The sequence below is a fragment of the Malikia sp. genome (assembly GCF_028687635.1).
Taxonomy (GTDB): Bacteria; Pseudomonadota; Gammaproteobacteria; order Burkholderiales; family Burkholderiaceae_C; genus Malikia.
In genome coordinates, this window is the sequence record NZ_JAQTZS010000003.1 from 182,537 (window position 1) to 202,541 (window position 20,005).

17 protein-coding genes and 2 riboswitches are annotated in these 20,005 nt (G+C 68.8%); of the genes, 11 read left to right on the top strand and 6 right to left on the bottom strand.

Features of this window, described 5'->3' with window-relative positions; all coding sequences use genetic code 11:
- Positions 1-14 precede the first annotated feature (14 nt).
- From hemL to gcvP, 4 genes are all read left to right on the top strand, one after another.
- Positions 15-1,310: a glutamate-1-semialdehyde 2,1-aminomutase gene (gene hemL, locus PHR85_RS03570; protein WP_300050654.1), complete on the top strand. Its 1,296-nt coding sequence runs from the start codon at positions 15-17 to the stop codon at positions 1,308-1,310.
- 31 nt (positions 1,311-1,341) lie between these two features.
- Positions 1,342-1,459, top strand: a riboswitch (glycine riboswitch).
- 12 nt (positions 1,460-1,471) lie between these two features.
- A riboswitch (glycine riboswitch) is annotated at positions 1,472-1,583 on the top strand.
- A gap of 68 nt (positions 1,584-1,651) precedes the next feature.
- Positions 1,652-2,779 (top strand): glycine cleavage system aminomethyltransferase GcvT, encoded by a 1,128-nt coding sequence (gene gcvT / locus PHR85_RS03575; RefSeq protein ID WP_300050531.1) that lies wholly within the window; start codon positions 1,652-1,654, stop codon positions 2,777-2,779.
- A gap of 65 nt (positions 2,780-2,844) precedes the next feature.
- The gene (gene gcvH, locus PHR85_RS03580) at positions 2,845-3,210 is read left to right on the top strand and encodes a glycine cleavage system protein GcvH (RefSeq protein WP_300050533.1); all 366 of its coding nucleotides are present in this window, start codon (positions 2,845-2,847) and stop codon (positions 3,208-3,210) included.
- A gap of 69 nt (positions 3,211-3,279) precedes the next feature.
- On the top strand, positions 3,280-6,219 hold the full coding sequence (gcvP, locus tag PHR85_RS03585; RefSeq protein WP_300050536.1) for an aminomethyl-transferring glycine dehydrogenase: 2,940 nt from the start codon (positions 3,280-3,282) through the stop codon (positions 6,217-6,219).
- 84 nt (positions 6,220-6,303) lie between these two features.
- Here the strand turns inward: gcvP and PHR85_RS03590 are convergent, their stop codons facing one another.
- The gene (locus tag PHR85_RS03590) at positions 6,304-7,200 is read right to left on the bottom strand and encodes a LysR family transcriptional regulator (protein WP_300050538.1); all 897 of its coding nucleotides are present in this window, start codon (positions 7,198-7,200) and stop codon (positions 6,304-6,306) included.
- A gap of 105 nt (positions 7,201-7,305) precedes the next feature.
- Between PHR85_RS03590 and PHR85_RS03595 the strand changes: the two genes are divergently transcribed.
- From PHR85_RS03595 to PHR85_RS03605, 3 genes are all read left to right on the top strand, one after another.
- Positions 7,306-8,298: a tripartite tricarboxylate transporter substrate binding protein gene (locus PHR85_RS03595; RefSeq protein WP_300050541.1), complete on the top strand. Its 993-nt coding sequence runs from the start codon at positions 7,306-7,308 to the stop codon at positions 8,296-8,298.
- 4 nt (positions 8,299-8,302) lie between these two features.
- On the top strand, positions 8,303-9,493 hold the full coding sequence (locus PHR85_RS03600; RefSeq protein ID WP_300050543.1) for a M20 aminoacylase family protein: 1,191 nt from the start codon (positions 8,303-8,305) through the stop codon (positions 9,491-9,493).
- 163 nt (positions 9,494-9,656) lie between these two features.
- The gene (locus tag PHR85_RS03605; RefSeq protein ID WP_300050545.1) at positions 9,657-11,048 is read left to right on the top strand and encodes an L-serine ammonia-lyase; all 1,392 of its coding nucleotides are present in this window, start codon (positions 9,657-9,659) and stop codon (positions 11,046-11,048) included.
- A gap of 10 nt (positions 11,049-11,058) precedes the next feature.
- Here PHR85_RS03605 and PHR85_RS03610 read toward each other — a convergent pair whose 3' ends face one another.
- Positions 11,059-11,874: a dioxygenase gene (locus PHR85_RS03610; RefSeq protein WP_300050546.1), complete on the bottom strand. Its 816-nt coding sequence runs from the start codon at positions 11,872-11,874 to the stop codon at positions 11,059-11,061.
- Between the two features lie 162 nt (positions 11,875-12,036).
- Between PHR85_RS03610 and aroE the strand changes: the two genes are divergently transcribed.
- Positions 12,037-12,873: a shikimate dehydrogenase gene (gene aroE / locus PHR85_RS03615; RefSeq protein ID WP_300050549.1), complete on the top strand. Its 837-nt coding sequence runs from the start codon at positions 12,037-12,039 to the stop codon at positions 12,871-12,873.
- On the opposite strand, the gene PHR85_RS03620 is transcribed toward aroE, so the two are convergent.
- From PHR85_RS03620 to PHR85_RS03635, 4 genes are all read right to left on the bottom strand, one after another.
- Positions 12,854-14,035, bottom strand: a complete 1,182-nt coding sequence (locus tag PHR85_RS03620) for an MFS transporter (protein ID WP_300050551.1) — start codon at positions 14,033-14,035, stop codon at positions 12,854-12,856. The two genes, aroE and PHR85_RS03620, sit on opposite strands and share 20 nt — an antisense overlap.
- Positions 14,036-14,050: 15 nt before the next feature.
- On the bottom strand, positions 14,051-15,145 hold the full coding sequence (aroC, locus tag PHR85_RS03625; protein ID WP_300050554.1) for a chorismate synthase: 1,095 nt from the start codon (positions 15,143-15,145) through the stop codon (positions 14,051-14,053).
- A gap of 80 nt (positions 15,146-15,225) precedes the next feature.
- The gene (locus PHR85_RS03630; RefSeq protein WP_300050557.1) at positions 15,226-15,681 is read right to left on the bottom strand and encodes a CBS domain-containing protein; all 456 of its coding nucleotides are present in this window, start codon (positions 15,679-15,681) and stop codon (positions 15,226-15,228) included.
- 123 nt (positions 15,682-15,804) lie between these two features.
- A complete protein-coding gene (locus tag PHR85_RS03635) occupies positions 15,805-17,061 on the bottom strand; it encodes a YihY family inner membrane protein (RefSeq protein ID WP_300050560.1) in 1,257 nt (418 codons plus the stop codon).
- A gap of 34 nt (positions 17,062-17,095) precedes the next feature.
- Here PHR85_RS03635 and PHR85_RS03640 point away from each other — a divergent pair, with 34 nt between their 5' ends.
- The 3 genes from PHR85_RS03640 to PHR85_RS03650 are packed head-to-tail and all read left to right on the top strand — an operon-like array spanning position 17,096 to position 19,991.
- On the top strand, positions 17,096-17,560 hold the full coding sequence (locus PHR85_RS03640) for a DUF2069 domain-containing protein (RefSeq protein ID WP_300050563.1): 465 nt from the start codon (positions 17,096-17,098) through the stop codon (positions 17,558-17,560).
- A gap of 14 nt (positions 17,561-17,574) precedes the next feature.
- On the top strand, positions 17,575-19,032 hold the full coding sequence (locus PHR85_RS03645) for an FAD-binding oxidoreductase (RefSeq protein ID WP_300050565.1): 1,458 nt from the start codon (positions 17,575-17,577) through the stop codon (positions 19,030-19,032).
- Positions 19,029-19,991, top strand: a complete 963-nt coding sequence (locus tag PHR85_RS03650; protein WP_300050568.1) for a thymidylate synthase — start codon at positions 19,029-19,031, stop codon at positions 19,989-19,991. The genes PHR85_RS03645 and PHR85_RS03650 overlap by 4 nt, the downstream gene beginning before the upstream one ends.
- The last annotated feature ends 14 nt before the right edge of the window (positions 19,992-20,005 follow it).

Here is a 20,005-nt window from a genome sequence, read left to right on the forward strand (position 1 = left end):
ATCACTTCCTTGCCATGACCGACCGCAACCAGACCCTGTTCGAACGCGCCAAGACCCTGATCCCGGGCGGCGTCAACTCCCCCGTGCGCGCCTTCAAGGCCGTCGGCGGCACGCCGCGCTTCGTGCAGCGCGCCCAAGGCGCCTATTTCTGGGACGCCAACGGCCAGCGCTACATCGACTACATCGGCTCCTGGGGCCCGATGATCCTGGGCCACGGCCACCCGGCCGTGCTGGAGGCGGTGCAGCAGGCCGCGCTGGACGGCTTCAGCTTTGGCGCGCCGACCGAGCGCGAGATCGAGCTGGCCGAGGAAATCGTCAAGCTGGTGCCGAGCCTCGAGATGGTGCGCCTGGTCAGCTCGGGCACCGAGGCCGGCATGAGCGCGATCCGCCTGGCGCGCGGCGCCACCGGGCGCAAGAAGATCATCAAGTTCGAGGGCTGCTACCACGGCCACGCCGACGCGCTGCTGGTCAAGGCCGGTTCGGGCCTGGCCACCTTCGGCAACCCGACCAGCGCCGGCGTGCCGCCCGAGGTGGTGCAGGACACGCTGGTGCTCGAATACAACAACGTCGAGCAGCTCGAAGCCGCCTTCGCCGAGCATGGCGCGGCCGTCGCCTGCCTGATGATCGAGCCGATCGCCGGCAACATGAACTTCGTGCGCGCCTCGGTCCCGTTCATGACGCGCTGCCGCGAGCTCTGCACGCAACATGGCGCGCTGCTGGTGTTCGACGAGGTGATGACGGGTTGCCGCGTCGGCCTGGCCAGCGCCCAGGGCCACTACGCCAGCCTGATTCCGGGCTTCGAGCCCGACATGACGGTGCTGGGCAAGGTGATCGGCGGCGGCATGCCGCTGGCGGCCTTCGGCGGCAAGCGCGCGGTGATGGAGCAGCTGGCCCCGCTGGGCGCGGTCTACCAGGCCGGCACGCTGTCGGGCAACCCGGTGGCGACCGCCTGCGGCCTGGCCACGCTGCGCGAGCTGCAAAAGCCCGGCTTCTACGAGGCGCTGTCGGCCCGCACCCAGAGCCTGGTCGCCGGCCTGACCGAGGCGGCCCATGCCGCCGGCATCCCGTTCTGCGGTGACAGCCAGGGCGGCATGTTCGGCTTCTTCTTCTTCGACCAGCTGCCGCAGAACTACGCCACCGTCATGACCACCGACGGCGCGCGCTTCAACCGCTTCTACCACGGCATGCTGGAGCGCGGCGTCTACTTCGCGCCCGCGCTGTACGAGGCCGGCTTCGTGAGCAGCGCGCACAGCGCGACCGACATCGAGGCCACGATCGCCGCCGCGCGCGAGGTGTTCGCGCAGCTCTGAGCCAGCACCGGCCCCATTCGCGGCTAAAATCCTGCTCTTGTCAGGAGAGAGTCTTGCTTGGCCGTGCCAATCGCAGGACCGCCGAAGGCGCAGGAGACCCGCTTTGCCGCGGGTCCTGAACGCTCAGGCAAAAGGACTGACAAGCGTGGGCCGCGAGGCCGACGTTACCCCCTGGAGAGAGCCGCGCCCCGAGCGCGGCCACCGAAGGAGCAAACGCTTGAGTCCGATGCGGCTGGCGTGAATCTCTCAGGTAAAGCGGACAGGTGGGCAGTGCATGCACCGTAGCGGTCCCGGACCATACGGCGTATGCTTCACGCTGCTGAAAACTGCCTCAAACCGCCATGTCCGACCACAATACACTGCTGACCACTCCGCTCAACGCGCTGCACATCGAACTCGGCGCGCGCATGGTGCCTTTCGCCGGCTACTCGATGCCGGTGCAATACCCCGCCGGTCTGATGGCCGAGCATGCCCAGACGCGCAACGCCGCCGGCCTGTTCGACGTCTCGCACATGGGCCAGTTGCGCCTGGTCGGGCCTGACGCGGCCGCCGCCTTCGAGAGCCTGATGCCGGTCGACGTGATCGGTCTGGGCGTCAACAAGCAGCGCTATGGCCTGCTGCTGACCGAGGAAGGCACCATCATCGACGACCTGATGTTCGTCAACCGTGGCGACCACCTGTTCGTCGTCGTCAACGGCGCCTGCAAGGCCGGCGACATCGCGCATATCCAGGCCAGGATCGGCCAGCGCTGCGAGGTCATCCCGATGCCAGAGCGCGCCCTGCTGGCGCTGCAAGGCCCGCAGGCCGTCACCGCGCTGCAGCGCCTGGTCCCGGGTGTCGAGCAGCTGGTGTTCATGACCGGCGGCGCCTTCGACTGGAACGGCAGCGAGCTCTACATCACCCGCAGCGGCTACACCGGCGAGGACGGCTTCGAGATCTCGGTCCACGAGAGTCAGGCCGACGCGCTGGCGCGCGCCCTGCTGGCGCAGCCCGAAGTCAAGCCGATCGGCCTGGGCGCGCGCAACTCGCTGCGCCTGGAAGCCGGCCTGTGCCTGTACGGCAACGACATCGACACCACGACCACCCCGGTCGAGGCCGCGCTGAACTGGGCGATGCAGAAGGTGCGCCGCACCGGCGGCGAGCGCGCTGGCGGCTTCCCCGGCGCCGCCAAGGTGCTGGCCCAGCTCGACGGCAGCCAGCCAGCCAGCCGCAAGCGCGTCGGCCTGATCGCCAAGGACCGTGTGCCGGTGCGCGAGCATGTCGAACTGCAGAACACCGAAGGCCAGCGCATCGGCGAGGTGACCAGCGGCCTGATCGGCCCGACCATCAACCAGCCGATCGCGATCGGCTATGTCGATGCCGCCCACGCGGCGCTGGGCACCCAGGTCAACGCCATCGTGCGCGGCAAGGCCGTGGCGATGGAAGTCGCCGCCATGCCGTTCGTGCCCAACCGCTACTACCGCGGCTGATCTTCTTTGACAATGAGGCACCGCGCAGGCGGTGTCCGTCCCACCTTTTTTCATCTGGAGCCCCCATGAGCCTGAAATACACCCCCGAACACGAATGGCTGAACGTCGAAGGCGACGTCGCGGTCGTTGGCATCACCCACCATGCACAGGATGCCCTGGGTGACGTGGTGTTCGTCGAGCTGCCTGAAATCGGCAAGAGCTACGCCCCGCAGGAAGTCGCTGGCGTGGTCGAGTCGGTCAAGGCCGCCGCCGATGTCTACATGCCGGTCAGCGGCGAGGTGATCGAAGTCAACGAAGCCCTGCGCGACGACCCGACCCTGGCCAACAGCGACCCGCTGGGTGCCGGCTGGTTCTTCAAGGTCAAGCTGTCCAACCCGGCCGAAGTCGACGCCCTGCTGGACGAAACCGCCTACGGCGACCTGACCAAGTAAGTCACCGCCATCCTGCCACCGCCGACCCCGGCGGTGGCTTCCTTTTTGCCTGCCCGGAATCCCAACGCCATGTCGACGTCCACCGCCCGCCCCCTGGCCGACCTCGAAAACGCCAGCGAATTCATCGCACGCCACATCGGCGTGTCCGCTGCCGACGAAACCCACATGCTGTCCGTGATCGGCGAGGCCTCGCGCCGCGACCTGATCGACAGCATCGTGCCGCGCTCGATCGCGCGTGGTCACCGCATGGCGCTGCCCGACGCCATCACCGAAGCCCAGGCGCTGGCCGAGCTCAAGGCCATCGCCGGCAAGAACAAGATCTTCAAGAGCTACATCGGCCAGGGCTACCACGGCACCCACACCCCGGGCGTGATCCTGCGCAACATCCTGGAAAACCCCGCCTGGTACACCGCCTACACGCCCTACCAGGCCGAGATCAGCCAGGGCCGCATGGAGGCACTGGTCAACTTCCAGACCATGGTGGCCGACCTGACGGGCATGGCGATCGCCAACGCCTCGATGCTCGACGAATCCACCGCCGCCGCCGAGGCCATGACGCTGGCCAGGCGCTCGGTCAAGGCCAAGGGCAATGTCTTCATCGTCGGCGGTGACTGCCACCCGCAGACCATCGAGGTGATCCAGACCCGCGCCGCGACGATGGACATCACGGTCAGGATCGCCGCCACCGAAGCCGAGTGGAACGACGCTATTCGCCAGGACGACTACTTCGCCGCCATCAACCAGTACCCGGGCAGCAGCGGCTGGCTGTGCGACTGGAGCGCCTCGGCCGAGACCATCCACGGCAAGAACGCCGCGCTGATCCTGGCCGCCGACCTGCTGGCGCTGACCCTGCTCAAGGCCCCGGGCGAGATGGGCGCCGACATCGTGGTCGGCACCACCCAGCGCTTCGGCATGCCGATGGGCGCCGGCGGCCCGCACGCCGCCTACATGGCCTGCCGCGACGAGTACAAGCGCTCGATGCCGGGCCGCCTGGTCGGCATCAGCGTCGACGTGCACGGCAACCCGGCCTACCGCCTGGCGCTGCAGACCCGCGAGCAGCATATCCGCCGCGAGAAGGCCACCTCCAACATCTGCACCGCGCAGGTGCTGCCGGCCGTCATCGCCAGCATGTACGCGGTCTACCACGGCCCGCAAGGCCTCAAGCGCATCGCCGAGCGCGTCGCCAGCTACACCGCGATCCTGGCCCAGGGCCTGCAGGCGCTGGGCTACCAGCTGGTGCACCACACCGCCTTCGACACGCTGACCGTCAAGACCCCGAGCGCGGGCGCCGCCCACGCCCTGGTCCAGCATGCCGCCGCCAACGGCGTCAACCTGCGCCAGCTGCGCAACGATTGCGTCGGCCTCTCGCTCGACGAGACCACCACGCGCGAGGACATCGCCCAGCTCTGGTCGCTGTTCGCCCAGCCGGGCCAGGCCTGCCCAGAGGTCAAGGCCTTCGAGGCTGGCGTCGAGGCGCTGATCCCGGCCGCGCTGCGCCGCGGCAGCGCCTACCTGACGCACCCGGTCTTCAACAGCTACCACTCCGAGACCGGCATGCTGCGCTACATCCGCGCGCTGTCGGACAAGGACCTGGCGCTGGACCGCAGCATGATCCCGCTGGGCAGCTGCACCATGAAGCTCAACGCGACCAGCGAGATGATCCCGATCACCTGGCCCGAGTTCGCGCTGCCGCACCCGTTCGCGCCGGCCGACCAGCTCGAAGGCTACCGCCTGCTCGACGAGCAGCTGCGCGCCTGGCTGGCCCAGGCCACCGGCTACGCCGCCATCAGCCTGCAGCCCAACGCCGGCTCGCAGGGTGAATACGCCGGCCTGCTGGCGATCAAGGGCTACCACGAAGCGCAGGGCAACGGCCACCGCAAGATCTGCCTGATCCCGTCCAGCGCCCACGGCACCAACCCGGCCAGCGCCCAGATGGCCGGCATGCAGGTGGTGGTGACCAAGTGCGACGAAAACGGCAACGTCGACCTGGCCGATCTCAAGGCCAAGTGCGAGCTGCACAGCGCCAACCTGGCCGCCGTCATGATCACCTACCCGAGCACGCACGGCGTGTTCGAGACCGAGGTCAAGGCGCTGTGCGAGCTGGTGCACAGCCATGGCGGCCGCGTCTACGTCGACGGCGCCAACATGAATGCGCTGGTTGGTGTCGCGGCACCGGGCGAGTTCGGCGGCGATGTCAGCCACCTGAACCTGCACAAGACCTTCTGCATCCCGCACGGCGGTGGCGGCCCGGGCGTCGGCCCGGTCTGCGTGGTGGCCGACCTGGCCCCCTACCTGCCGGGTCACGCGACGGCCAGCGCCCAAGGCGCCTATGTCGGTCCGGTCAATGACAGCGTGCCGAGCGGCAAGCCGGCCGTCGGCGCGGTCTCGGCCGCGCCGCTGGGCAACGCCGCCGTGCTGCCGATCTCGTGGATGTACATCCGCATGATGGGCGCCGAAGGCCTCAAGCACGCGACCGAAACCGCGATCCTGAGCGCCAACTACATCAGCAAGCGGTTGAGCAACCACTACCCGACGCTGTACGCCAGCGCCAACGGCCATGTCGCGCACGAATGCATCCTGGACCTGCGCGGCCTGAAGGAGACCAGCGGCGTGATGGCCGAGGACGTCGCCAAGCGCCTGATGGACTACGGCTTCCACGCCCCGACCCTGTCCTTCCCGGTCGTCAACACGCTGATGGTCGAGCCGACCGAGAGCGAGACGCTGGAGGAACTCGACCGCTTCATCGACGCGATGATCGCGATCCGCGACGAGGTGCGCCAGGTCGAAGCCGGCGTCTGGCCGCGCGAGGACAATCCGCTCAAGCATGCACCGCACACTGCGGCCAGCCTGCTGGGCGCCGAGTGGAACCACTCCTACCCGCGCGAAGTTGGTGCCATGCTCAAGACCGGCCAGCAGGTCAAGTACTGGCCGTCGGTCGGCCGGGTCGACAACGTCTACGGCGACCGCAACCTGTTCTGCAGCTGCCTGCCGGTGGGCGACGCCGAATAAGGCTCCCGTACCAACCACAAGAAACCCGCTTCGGCGGGTTTTTTGTTGCGTGCCGCCAGCTGGCTGCCAGGGATGGCCAGGCGTTCAATCGCGCAAGGTTTTGCTGACGAAGCGGCGGAACCAGCTCATCGCCGGTGCCTCGGTCCGGCCCTGCAGGGTGATGTAGGCAAAGCGCGCCTGCGCCCGCAGGGCGGGTTGCAGCTTCAACTCGACCAGCCGGCCGGCCGCCAGCCCTTCGCGCGCCGCCGCCAGAATGCCGAGGTAGACCGCATGTGAGCGCTCGACCGTCGCGATCAGGCTGTCGACCTCCTCGCCCTGCAGCGAGACCATCAGCTGCGGATCGGCGGCGGGGCCGTACTGCTCGACCAGCAGCCGGGCCACCTCGTCCGACAGCGGCGTCGACGCCACGGGGTAGCGCAGCAAGTCCTCCAGCCCGATCCGGCGCAACCGCAGCAGCGGGTGATCGGCGCGACAGACGAAGCCGGCCGGATGGTCGCCGAGCGGGTCGATCCGCAGATCGGGGGCGGGCGCGACCCGACGGGCATCGACCACCAACGCATCGAGCTGCCTGGCGCGCAGTTGCAGCAGTTGCAGCTCGGTCGAGCCGCGCGTGATCGACACCCGCAGCTCGGGATGCCGCTCGGCCGCGTGGCACAGCAGCGGCGTCGTCAGCAGGGCGCCGGGACCGGAGCCCAGACCGACCCGTATCTTGCCGCCGCCGCCCTGCAGCCGTTCCGCGCTGCGCCGCAGCTCGGAGGCCTCCAGCACGATGCGGCGCGCACGCGCGACCACCTCGCAGCCCAGCGGGGTCAACTCGTTGCGCTTGCCGATGCGGTCGAGCAGCTGGCCGCCGAGCTCATCCTCCAGGTTCTGGATGCTGCGGCTCAGCGCCGACTGGGTGATGCAGCAATGCTCGGCCGCGCGGCTGAACGAGCCGGTATCGGCGAGCGCGAGCAGATGCTCCAGGGGCTTGATGTTCATGCGGACTCATTCTACGAACGAATAATCATCAGGAAAATAATGCATTGGACACATCAATGAACCCTCCATAAGATGAGGCGTTCAAGACATAAACAGGAGACAGACATGGACCACCGCAAACGCTTCACCCTCAAGCGCACCACCGCCCTGCTGGCCGGCATCACGCTGGCAGCCAGTGCCATGGCGCAATCGGGCAAGCCGGTGACACTGATGGTGCCCTATCCGGCCGGCGGCGTCTCCGACGTCATCGCGCGCATCGTCAGCCCGGTGCTGGCCAGGCATCTGGAGCGCAACGTGATCGTCGAGAACCTCGGCGGCGCCGGCGGTGCGATCGCGGCACAGAAGGTCCTCAACGCCCCCGCCGATGGCAACCTCATCTACCAGGGTTCGCCCAACGAGCTGATCCTCACGCCGATGGCCGTGGCCGCCGTCAAGCACAGGAGCGAGGACTTCCGTCCGGTGCAATCGATCACGCTCAACGAGATGATCGTGTTCGCGCGCAAGGACCTGCCGGTGGGCAACGGTGACGAACTCGCCGCCTACGCCGCCAAGATGGCCAAGGAAGGCCGCCCTCTGACCTACGCCAGCGTCGGCCCCGGCTCGCTCTACCATGTCCTGGGCGAGCAGATGTCCAAGGTGCTCAACGTCCCGCTGACCCATGTGCCCTACAAGGGCGGCGCGCCGGCCACGCAGGACCTGATGGGTGGCCTGGTCGACATCTTCATCACCCCCTACGGCAAGTCCTATGTCGAGCTGGTCAACAGCGGCAAGATCAAGGCGGTCGCCGCGCTCTCGGCCGAGCGCCAGGCCGCGTTCAAGTCGGTGCCGACCCTCAACGAGAGCAAGGCCCTCAAGGGCTTCGTGTTCGATACCTGGCAGAGCTATTTCGTGCGCAAGGACACGCCCGAGCCCGTGGTGCAGGCGCTGCACAAGGCGCTGAGCGAAGTCGCCAACGACGCGGGCGTGCGCGCGTCGCTCGAAGCCCAGGGCATGATCGTTCCGAAGCCGGTGCCACTGGACAAGGTGAGCAAGACCTACGCCAACGAGGTCGCCCAGTACCGCGCCATCGCCAAGTCCATCAACCTGCAGGCCCAGTAACAGCATGACCGATACCCTGACCGCGCTGCAAGCCCTGTCGGACGAGTTCACGGCGCTGCGCCGCGACATCCACCGCCACCCCGAGCTGGGCTACCAGGAATTCCGCACCAGCGAGCTGGTGGCCGAGCGCCTCGCGTCCTGGGGCTATGCCGTCACGCGCGGCCTGGGCGGCACCGGCGTGGTCGGGCAGCTGGTGCGTGGCAAAAGCGGAACAAGCGGCAAGCGGCTGGGCCTGCGCGCCGACATGGACGCGCTGCCGATCCAGGAGGCCACCGGCCTGCCGCACGCCAGCTGCCACGCCGGCCTGATGCACGCCTGCGGCCACGACGGCCACACCGCGACGCTGCTGGCCGCCGCCAAGCACCTGGCCGAACAGGGCGACTTCGACGGCACGCTGAACCTGATCTTCCAGCCGGCCGAGGAAGGCCTGGGCGGCGCCAGAAAGATGATGGAGGACGGCCTGTTCGAGCAGTTCCCCTGCGACGCGATCTTCGCCATGCACAACATGCCGGGCTTTCCGCGCGGCAAGCTGCTGCTGCGCGAGGGCGCGACCATGGCGTCGAGCGAGAACATCACCATCACGCTCGAAGGCCAGGGCGGCCATGGCGCCATGCCGCATCTCGCGATCGACCCGGTGGTCGCGGGTGCCGCCATCGTGATGGCGCTGCAGACCATCGTCTCGCGCAACGTGGCGCCGCTGCAGATGTCGGTGATCACGGTCGGCTCGCTGCAGGCCGGCGAGGCCAACAACGTGATCCCGCAGCGCGCCACGCTCAAGCTCAGCGTGCGCTCGCTCGACCGCGAGGTGCGCCAGCTGCTGAACCGCCGCATCCGCGAACTGGTCGAGGCACAGGCGCAGAGCTTTGGCGTCAAGGCCAGCATCGATTTCCAGGGTGGCTATCCGGTGCTGGTCAACACCCTGCCCGAGACCGACTTCGCGCGCCAGGTGGCGCTGGAGCTGGTCGGCGCCGACAACGTCGAGCTGCAGACCGCCCCGCTGACCGGCAGCGAGGACTTCGCCTTCATGCTGGAGCAGGTGCCGGGCAGCTACCTGTTCATCGGCAACGGCGACGCGGCCAGCGGCGGCCACGGCGCCTGCATGGTGCACAACCCGAACTACGACTTCGACGACGGCAACATCGCCATCGGCGCGGCCTACTGGGTCAGGCTGACCGAGCGTTTCCTGGGCGCCTGAGGGCCGCGGCGCAGCTGAATCGGCAGTGACACTGGAGCTGATCGGCTTTATAAAGATAAGATCGATTGCTGGCGTAGGCAAAGGCTTTACGCTGCCCTGCCGACACCAACCCCTCGACGAGGAGTCCCCATGTCCAAGCTGTCCCGCTGATCGGAGAGTCACCATGGCCGTCAGCGTTTTCGACCTGTTCAAGATCGGCATCGGGCCGAGCAGTTCCCACACCGTGGGGCCGATGCGCGCCGCGCGCCTGTTCACCCTGCGGCTGCGCCACGCCGGTCTGCTCGGGCCGACCGCGCGCGTGCGCTGCTGGCTCTACGGCTCGCTGGGCGCCACCGGCAAGGGCCACGGCAGCGACACCGCCGTGCTGCTCGGCCTGGCCGGCCATGAGCCCGACACCGTCGATGTGGACAGCGTGCCGCAACTGCTGCGGGCGATCCGCGGCGACCACCGCATCGCGTTGCTCGGCGAGCACGAGGTGGCGTTCAACGAGCGCGAGGACCTGCTGTTCATGCGGCGCGAGAGCCTGCCCTTCCACGCCAACGGCATGCGGCTGGTGGCCTATGACGCGCAGGGCCAGGAGCTGGAGAACCGCTGCTACTACTCGGTCGGCGGCGGTTTCATCGTCAGCGACGAGGTGGCGGCCGACGGCAGCAAGCAGCGTGTCATCGCGCCCGATACCACCGTGCTGCCGCTGCCGTTCAAGAGCGGCAACGAGCTGCTCGAAATCGCCAAGCGCGAAGGCCTGAGCATCGCCCAGGTCATGCGCCGCAACGAGCGCCACTGGCGCGGCGACGCCGAAATCGATGCCGGCCTGCTGCGCATCTGGCGCGTGATGCAGGACTGCGTGCGGCGCGGCTGCCGCACCGAGGGAGTTTTGCCGGGCGGCTTCAAGGTCAAGCGCCGCGCTGGCGCGCTGCACCGCGCGCTGACCGAGCACCCGGAGGCGACGCTGCGCGACTCGCTGGCCGTGCTCGACTGGGTCAACCTCTACGCGCTGGCGGTCAACGAGGAAAACGCCGCTGGCGGGCGCGTCGTGACCGCGCCGACCAATGGCGCCGCCGGCATCGTGCCGGCCGTGCTGCATTACTACGCGCGCTTCATCCCGGGCGCCAACGACGCCGGCGTGATCGACTTCCTGCTCACCGCCGCCGCGATCGGCATCCTCTACAAGGAGAACGCCAGCATCTCGGGCGCCGAGGTCGGCTGCCAGGGCGAGGTCGGCGTGGCCTGCTCGATGGCTGCCGGCGCGCTGTGCGCCGTGCTCGGCGGCACGCCCGAACAGGTCGAGAACGCGGCCGAGATCGGCATGGAGCACCACCTGGGCCTGACCTGCGATCCCGTAGGCGGCCTGGTGCAGATTCCCTGCATCGAGCGCAACGCGATCGCCGCCGTCAAGGCGCTCAACGCCGCGCGCATGGCGCTGCGCGGCGACGGCAGCCACTTCGTGAGCCTGGACAAGGTGATCAAGACCATGCGCGAGACTGGCGCCGACATGAAGAGCAAGTACAAGGAGACCGCGCGCGGCGGCCTCGCGGTCAACATCGTCGAATGCTGATGTCTGCCGTTCAATCGAACGTGATCGCGTCCATCGCGAGGTAGCTGTACATCACCTCGCGGTTGAAATACTCGGGCTGGGCCGCGCCGGGCTGGCCCCAGCCGGCCGCGCCGAGCGCGAAATACAGCGGCAGGTAATGCTCGTCGGTCGGATGGGCGCGCACGGCATGCGGGGCCTGGCGCCGGTAGTCGAACAGGCGTTCGCTGTCCTGCGCCAGCAAGGCCTGCTCGACCCAGCGCGCGAATTCCTCCACATAGGGCGCGGCGGGCGCGTCCTGCTCCGGGCGCCCGCCCATGAACTCGCGCAGGTTGTGCGTCATGCTGCCGGTCGCCAGGATCAGCACGCCCTGCTCGCGCAGGCCGGCCAGCGCCTGGCCCAGCGCGTAGAGCTCGCGCGGCCCGGCATGCGCCAGCAGCGACAGCTGCAGCACCGGCAGGTCGGCCGCCGGCAGCAAGAAGCGCAGCGGCACCCAGGCGCCATGATCGAAGGGCCGCTCCGGGTCGGCCTGCGCGGGCACGCCAGCCGCCCGCAGCAGCTCCAGCACCTGCTGTGCCAGTTCAGGCGCACCCGGCGCCGGGTATTGCAGGCGATACAGCGGCTCGGGGAAGCCGCCGAAGTCGTGCCAGGTCGCGGGCTGCGGATTCGTCATGACCTCGACGCCGCGCGACATCCAGTGCGGCGACAGCACCAGCACGGCGCGCAGGTCGCCGCGCTCGCGCAAGCGCGCGCCCATCTGCTGCAAGGCCGGGCCAGTCTGGCCTGGGTCGAGCGCGAACATCGGTGAACCGTGCGAAACGAACAGGACGGGCAGCGGGGAATGAGTCATGTCGGCAAAATCCAGAAAAAACCAGGCCAGGGCCTCGATGCCTTGACTGTAGCGCCCGGATGCGCCAATCTTGTTCGCCACGGCGCGCGACCGCGTTCAAAAAATCCGAGCGTGCGCATGAGCGAAAATCGCTGCAATCACCATCCAGACCTGCAGCCAGACATGACCAGCCCCGACCGTTACGCCGTCATCGGCAACCCCATCAGCCAGAGCAAGTCGCCGCTGATCCACATGGCCTTTGCCCAGGAAAGCAGGCAGAACCTGGTCTACACCGCCATCGAAGGCCCGCTGGGCCAGTTCGCCGCGACGGTGGATGCCTTCCGCGCCGAAGGTGGCAAGGGACTCAACGTCACCCTGCCGTTCAAGCTCGACGCCTGCGCCTACGCCACCGAGCTGTCGGAAGACGCGCGCGCCGCCGGCGCGGCCAACGCGCTCAAGTTCGAGGGCGATCGCGTCCAGGCGCAGAACTTCGACGGCGTCGGCCTGGTGCGCGACATCACGCACAACCTCGGTCAGGCTCTCCAGGGCAAGCGGGTGCTGCTGCTGGGCGCGGGTGGCGCCAGCCGTGGCGCCATCCTGCCGATCCTGCACCAGGCGCCGGCCTGCCTGTTCGTCGCCAACCGCACCGTCGCCAAGGCCAGCGCGCTGGTGCAGTCGTTCCACGCCAACGGCGCCCCCGCGACGCTGCAGGGCGGCGGCTTCGACGAGCTGGGCCGCGATGCCTTCGACGTGATCATCAACGCCACCTCGGCCAGCCTGAGCGCCGCGACACCGCCGCTGCCCGCCAGCGCCTTCGCGGCCGACGGCCTGGCCTACGACATGGTCTACGGCAAGGGCCTGACGCCCTTCCTGCAGCTGGCACGGCAGGCCGGCGTGCGCCAGCTGGCCGACGGCGTCGGCATGCTGGTCGAACAGGCCGCCGAGGCCTTTGCCTGGTGGCGCGGCGTGCGCCCCGAGACGCGCGCCATGATCGCGCGCATCAGCGTGCCGCTGGTCTGAGGCGGCGCTGCGCGGCCCGCATGCGCCAGGCCGCGCCGCAAGCCAGCAGCGCCATGGCGGCGGCGAGCCAGAACACGCTGCCCACGCCCCAGCGCGTGCTGATCAGGCCGCCCAGCAGGCCGCCGACCACGCCCGACAGGCCGTAGCCCAGCACCGCATAGAGCGCCTGGCCGCGTCCGCGCAGGCGGGCCGGGAAATGCTCGCTCAGCAGCGCGATGCAGACCGAGTGATGGGCGGCAAAGGTGATCGCGTGCAGCAACTGGGCCGCGAACAGCCACCACGGGTACTGCCCGGCGCCGGCCGTGACCACGAAACGCAGCACCGCCAGCGCGGCGGCCAGCAGCAGCCAGCCGCCGTGACTCAACAACGGCAGCCAGCGCGCCTGGGTGAAGAACCAGGCGATCTCGACCAGCACCGACGCGGCCCACAGCAAGCCGATCACCGACTTGGGATAGCCGAGCGCATCGATGTAGAGCGAGAAATAGACATAGACGAACACATGCGCCAGCACATGCAGGAAGACCGAGGCGAAGAACCAGGCCACCACCGGCTGGCGCAAGACCGGCAGGATGGACTCCGAGCGCTGGCCGGCCTGGGCCGGCTCGCGCCGGTCGGGCAGCCACCAGACACTGGCCACCACCAGCAGCAAGGTGCCCATGGTCCAGGCCGGGAAGCTGCCCATGCCATGAGCCTCGAACCAGGCCCCGGCCGCCATCACGGTCAGCAGGAAGCCCACTGAGCCGCACAGCCGCACCCGCCCATACAGCCGGGCATCGAAGCTGCCGGCGCGGCTGACCACCTGCGCCAGCGCGGCCTCGCTCATCGGCATCATCGCGCTGGTGTGGGTGAACATCAGCAGCAGCACCCCGGCCAGCCCCCATGGACCGAGGTCTAGCCAGAGGCCGGCGCTGCCGCCCAGCGCGACCATGGCACAGAAGCGCAGCAGGCGCACCCGCTCGCCCGTGTGGTCGCTGAGCCAGCCCCAGGCGTAGGGCGCGAAAAGCCGGGTCGCCGACTGCATCGAGGTCAGCAGGCTGATCGCGAACAGGCCGAAGCCCGCGTCCTTGAGCCAGAGCGGCAGGTAGGGGTTGAAGAAGCCGATATGCGCGAAATAGCTCGCCGACAGCGCGGCGAAGGGCCAGAGTTCGCGCCCCCGGCTCAAGCTCGGCACCCGCGCTTAGCGCGCCGCCGCGATGTCGGGCGTGCCCACGCGCACATCGCCGCACTGGGCGCGATGGCGCAGCGCATGGTCGATCAGCACCAGCGCCAGCAGCGCCTCGGCGATCGGCGTGGCGCGGATGCCGACGCAGGGGTCGTGGCGCCCCTTGGTTATCAGCTCGGTCGGATTACCCTCGACGTCGATGGTCTCGCGCGGGATCAGGATCGAGCTGGTCGGCTTGATCGCGAGCGAAACCTCGATGTCCTGGCCGGTGCTGATGCCGCCCAGGATGCCGCCGGCGTTGTTGCTCAGGAAGCCATCGGGGGTGAGCGAGTCACCGTGCGTGCTGCCGCGCTGCGCCACGCTGGCGAAGCCGGCGCCGATCTCGACGCCCTTGACGGCGTTCAGACCCATCATCGCGTAGGCGATGTCCGCGTCGAGCTTGTCATAGAGCGGCTCGCCCAGGCCGACCGGCACTTTCTGCGCCGTCACGCGCAGGCGCGCGCCGCAGGAGTCGCCCGACTTGCGCAGCTCGTTCATGTAGAGCTCGAGCTCGGACACGTCGGCCAGCGGCGCGAAGAAGGGGTTGTTCGGCACATGGTCCCAGCTCTCGAACGGGATCTCGACCTCGCCGATGGCGGTCATGCAGCCCTTGAAGGTGGTGCCGTAAGCCTGCCGCAGCCATTTCTTGGCCACGGCGCCAGCCGCGACGGTGGGCGCGGTCAGGCGCGCCGAGCTGCGGCCACCGCCACGCGGGTCGCGGATGCCGTACTTGTGCCAGTAGGCGTAGTCGGCGTGACCGGGGCGGAAGGATTGCAGGATGTTGCCGTAATCCTTGCTGCGCTGGTCGGTGTTCTGGATCAGCAGCGCGATCGGGGTGCCGGTGGTCTTGCCATCGTAGACCCCGCTCAGGATCTGGACCTGATCGGGCTCGTTGCGCTGGGTCACGAACTTGCTCGTTCCCGGCCGGCGGCGGTCCAGGTCCTGCTGGATGTCCGCCTCGCACAGGTCCAGGCCCGGCGGGCAGCCGTCGATCACGCAGCCGATGGCCGGGCCGTGCGATTCGCCGAAGTTGGTGACAGTGAAGAGTTTGCCAAAGGTGTTGCCGCTCATGGATTCTGATTATCCCAGAGGCGGCAGATGAAAGCGATGCCGGAGCTGGAGCGCACAAGACGCTCCAGCCTTGCGTCACATCAGGACTTCTCGTCCACTTCCTGCGCCGGCCATTCGCGGATATAGGCCTTGAGCATCTTGTTCTCGAAGTTCTGGGTATCGACGATGGCCTTGGCGACGTCGTAGAAGCTGATCACGCCCATCAGCATCTTGCCGTCCATCACCGGCATGTAGCGGGTGTGGCTTTCCAGCATCAGGGGGCGGACCTGTTCGAGCTCGGTGTCGGGCGTGCAGGTGGCCGGCTTGCGATCCATCACCTTGTCCACGGTCTTGCCCGCGACGGTGCCGGCGTTGCGGGCCAGGGTCTTGATCACCTCGCGGAAAGTCAGCATGCCGGCCAGCTGGCCGTTTTCCATCACGGCGAGCGAGCCGATGTCGAACTCGGCCATGGTCTCGATCGCATGGGACAGTTTCTCGTCGGGGGAAACGGTATAGAGCGTGCCGCCCTTGACGCGCAGGATGTCGCTGACTTTCATGTTTTTCGGCTCCTTGGGCACACCACCGTGCCCTGGTACAAATATAGCCCACAAAGGCAAGCACGCGAGCCGCTATCGCGCCCACCCGGGAAAACCCGGATACACAAGGCAGGCCACGACGCTTCAGGCCACGGCGCGGGGCAGCGCGTCGGCCAGCACCAGGCGCGGCCAGCCGCTGGCCTGCCAGAGTGCCTCGGTACCCGGCTCCCGTGGCAGGCCCAGCGCCTGCAGCAGCGGCGCCAGCGGCGTCGCGGCGGGATCGACCAGCAGCACCAGCCTGGCCTCGTCCTCGCTCAGGCGACCGACCCAGTCCAGCGCCTCCAGCGCCTCCAGCGAAGGTTCGAGCTGCAGCGGGTCGACGCGCAACCGCAGCGCGACGGACTCCAGGCTGCCGCCGCCGAGTCCGCCCATGCGCGCCTGCTCCAGACAGGCGAGCAGCTCGAGCGCGAGCTGCAAGCCCCAGCCCGGCGTGTCGGCATGGCGATCGATGCCGGCCAGCAGGCTGGGCAGACTGGCCGTCACGACGGCGCCAGCCAGCACGATCACCCAGGCCATGTAGACCCAGACCAGCAGGATGGGAACGGTCGCGAAAGTGCCGTAGACCGCCGAATAGGTCGGCACCTGACCGAGGTACAAGCCCAGCAAGCGCTTGGCGAGCTCGATGCCTATCGTGGTCAGCAGCGCCCCGCCGAGCGCATGCATCCAGCGCACCCGGGCATTGGGCACGTAGCGATAGAGCGCCACCAGGCCGAACAGGCCGAGCAGCAGTTCGATGCCATCGAGCGCCAGCTTGACCCCGCCGGGAATCGCGCCGACCCAGCCGCGCGAGGCCGATACGGCGTAGGAGCTCAGGCTCAGGCTGGCGCCGAGCAGCAGCGGGCCCAGCGTCAGCGCCGCCCAGTAGACCAGCACCCGCTGTGCCAGCGGTCGCGGCTGGCGCACGCGCCAGATATCGTTGAGCTTGCGGTCTATCGTCAGCACCAGCGCCAGCGCGGTCGCGAGCAGGAACACCGCGCCGGCCCAGCCCATCTTGCCGGCCTGCTCGGAGAACCTCAACAGAGAGCTAGTGACCTGGCGCGCGATCGTGTCGGGAATCAGGCTCTGGATCAGCCACTGCTGCAGCTGCTGCTGCATGCGGCCAAAGACGGGGAAGGCGCTGAAGATGGCCAGGCCGACCGTGAACAGCGGCACCAGCGACATCACGGTGGTGAAGGTCAGGCTGCCGGCGGTGATGCCAAGGCGCTCGACGCGAAAGCGCTCGCGCAGCGTCAACGCGGTAGCGCGCCAGGGGAGGCATCGCAGCGACTGGAGCCAGCCGGGCAGCCAGGAATCGACGAAATGCAGGCGGCCGGACTGGCGCGCACGCGATGAGGTTCTCATCGCCGGTATCATGCCATCGCTCTACCCGCCCAAGATGAAAAAAACCCGCCCCGACCCGATGCCCGATGCCCCTCCGGGCACCGTACTGCCCACCCCCGCCGGGGTGGATTCCGCGCGCCGCGCCGCCGTTGCCTGCACGCTGGCGCTGATCGCGCTGGGCCTGGCCTGGGAGCTCTGGCTGGCGCCGCTGCGTCCGGGCGGCTCCTGGTGGGCGATCAAGGTGCTGCCGCTGTGCCTGCCGTTGCCCGGCCTGCTGAAGAACCGCATGTACACCTATCGCGCGCTCAGCCTGCTGGTCTGGCTCTACGCGACCGAGGGCCTGGTGCGCGTCGGCAGCGACCGCGACCTGTCACAGGCGCTCGCCGGTCTGGAGGTGCTGCTGTGCGTCGGGCTGTTCGTCGCCTGCACCCTGCACATCCGGCTGCGGCTGAAGGCGGCGCGCGCCGCGCTGGCCGCGGCGGCCGATGCCGGCGCCAGCGCTGCCGCCAGCAAATCCTAACGGGAGACGACTTGATGACCGACTGGAACGATTTACTGCCCACCCTGCGCGCGACCGTCGGCGCCCGACAGGTGCTGACGCATGAGGACCCGGCCGCCGACCTCTCGGCCTACGAGCAGGACTGGCGGCGCCGCCACCGTGGCCGTGCGCTCGCCGTGGTGCGCCCGGGCAGCACGGCCGAGGTCGCCGCCGTGGTCCGGGCCTGCGCGGCTGCCGGCGTAGCCATCGTGCCGCAGGGCGGCAACACCGGACTGGTGGTCGGCAGCGTGCCCGACGCCAGCGGCACCCAGGTGCTGCTGAGCCTGCAGCGCATGAACCGGGTGCGCGCGCTCGACGCCGCCAACCTGACGCTGACGGTCGATGCCGGCTGCATCCTGCAGGTCGCGCAGCAGGCCGCCGCAGCCGCCGGCCTGCTGCTGCCGCTGAGCCTGGCCTCCGAGGGCAGCTGCACCATCGGCGGCAACCTGGCCAGCAACGCCGGCGGCACCCAGGTGCTGCGCTACGGCAACGCGCGCGACCTCTGCCTGGGGCTGGAACTGGTCACGCCGCAGGGCGAGATCTGGGACGGCCTGATCGGGCTGCGCAAGGACAACACCGGCTACGACCTGCGCGACCTCTACATCGGCAGCGAGGGCACGCTGGGCATCATCACCGGCGCCACGCTCAAGTTGCAGCCGCAGCCGGCCGCCAAGCTGACCGCCTGGGCCGCCCTGCCATCGATCGAGGCCGCGGTCGAGCTGCTCGGCATGGCGCAGCGCCAGCTCGGCGCCGGCCTGACCGGCTTCGAGGCCATGAGCCGCTTCGCGCTGTCGCTGGTCGACAAGCATTACCCGCAGCTGCGCGTGCCGCTGTGGCAGGACCATCCCTGGTGCGTGCTGCTGGAGAACTCCGACAGCGAGAGCGAGGCCCATGCGCGCGAGCGCTTCGAGGCACTGCTCGAAGCCGCGCTCGCACAAGGCTGCGTCAGCGACGCCATCATCGCCGAGAGCCTGGGCCAGGCGCACAACCTGTGGCAGATCCGCGAGAGCATCTCGCTGGCGCAGAGCGAGGAAGGCCTCAACATCAAGCACGACATCAGCCTGCCGGTGTCGGCCATCGCCGCCTTCTGTACCGAGACCGATGCGCTGCTGGCCGCCGAGATCCCGGGCGTGCGGCTGGTCAACTTCGGCCACCTGGGCGACGGCAACCTGCACTACAACGTGCAGGCGCCCGAGGGCGGCGACCCGGCCGCCTTCCTGCGCGGGCAGGAAAGCCGCATCAACCACCTCGTGTTCGACTCGGTGCGGCGCTTTGGTGGCTCGATCAGCGCCGAGCATGGCATCGGCAGCCTGAAGGCCGAAACGCTGCCGCAGTACAAGCACCCGGTGGCGCTGGCGCTGATGCGCCGCATCAAGGCCGCGCTCGACCCACAGAACCTCATGAACCCGGGTCGCGTGTTGGCCAACCCGACACCGAAGCAGGAAACCCCGTGAAGCAATACCTCGACCTCGTCCGCACCGTCTTCGAGCAGGGCAGCTGGCAGACCAACCGCACCGGCATCCGCACGCTGAGCCTGCCCGGCGCGGCGATGCGCTTCGACCTGAGCCAGGGCTTTCCGGCCGTCACGACCAAGAAGCTGGCCTTCAAGTCGGCCATTGGCGAACTGGTCGGCTTCCTGCGCGGCTACCGCAGCGCGGCCGACTTCCGCGCGCTCGGCTGCAAGGTCTGGGACCAGAACGCCAACGAGAACGCCGCCTGGCTGGCCAATCCCTACCGCCTGGGCGAGGATGATCTGGGTCCGGTCTACGGCGTGCAATGGCGCAACTGGCCGGCCTTCAAGGCCCTGCCCGCCTCGGCCACGGGCCAGATCGAGGACGCGCTGGGGCGCGGCTATGTCCGCATCGCCGACACCGCCGACGGCCAGGTCGTGCTCTACAAGGCGGTCGACCAGCTGCGCCAATGCCTCGACACCATCGTCAACAACCCGAGCGACCGCCGCATCATCTTCCACGGCTGGAACTGGGCCCAGCTGGAGGAGATGGCGCTGCCGCCCTGCCACCTGCTGTACCAGTTCCTGCCCAACGCGGCGACGCACGAGATCTCGCTCTGCCTCTACATCCGCAGCAACGATCTGGGGCTGGGCACGCCGTTCAACCTGACCGAGGGCGCGGCGCTGCTGCATCTGGTCGGACGCCTGACCGGCTACCAGCCGAAATGGTTCAGCTACTTCATCGGCGACGCGCATGTCTACGAGAACCATGTGCCGATGCTGCGGCAGCAGCTCGCGCGCGCGCCGCTGCCGGCGCCACGGCTGCTGCTGTCGGACCGCCTCCCCGACTACGCCTTGACCGGCCAGTACCAGCCCGAATGGCTGGAACAGGTCGAGCCGGGCGACTTCAGCCTGGCGGGCTACCAGCACCACGCCCACCTGACCGCGCCGATGGCGGTCTGAGCGAACGCGTGCGC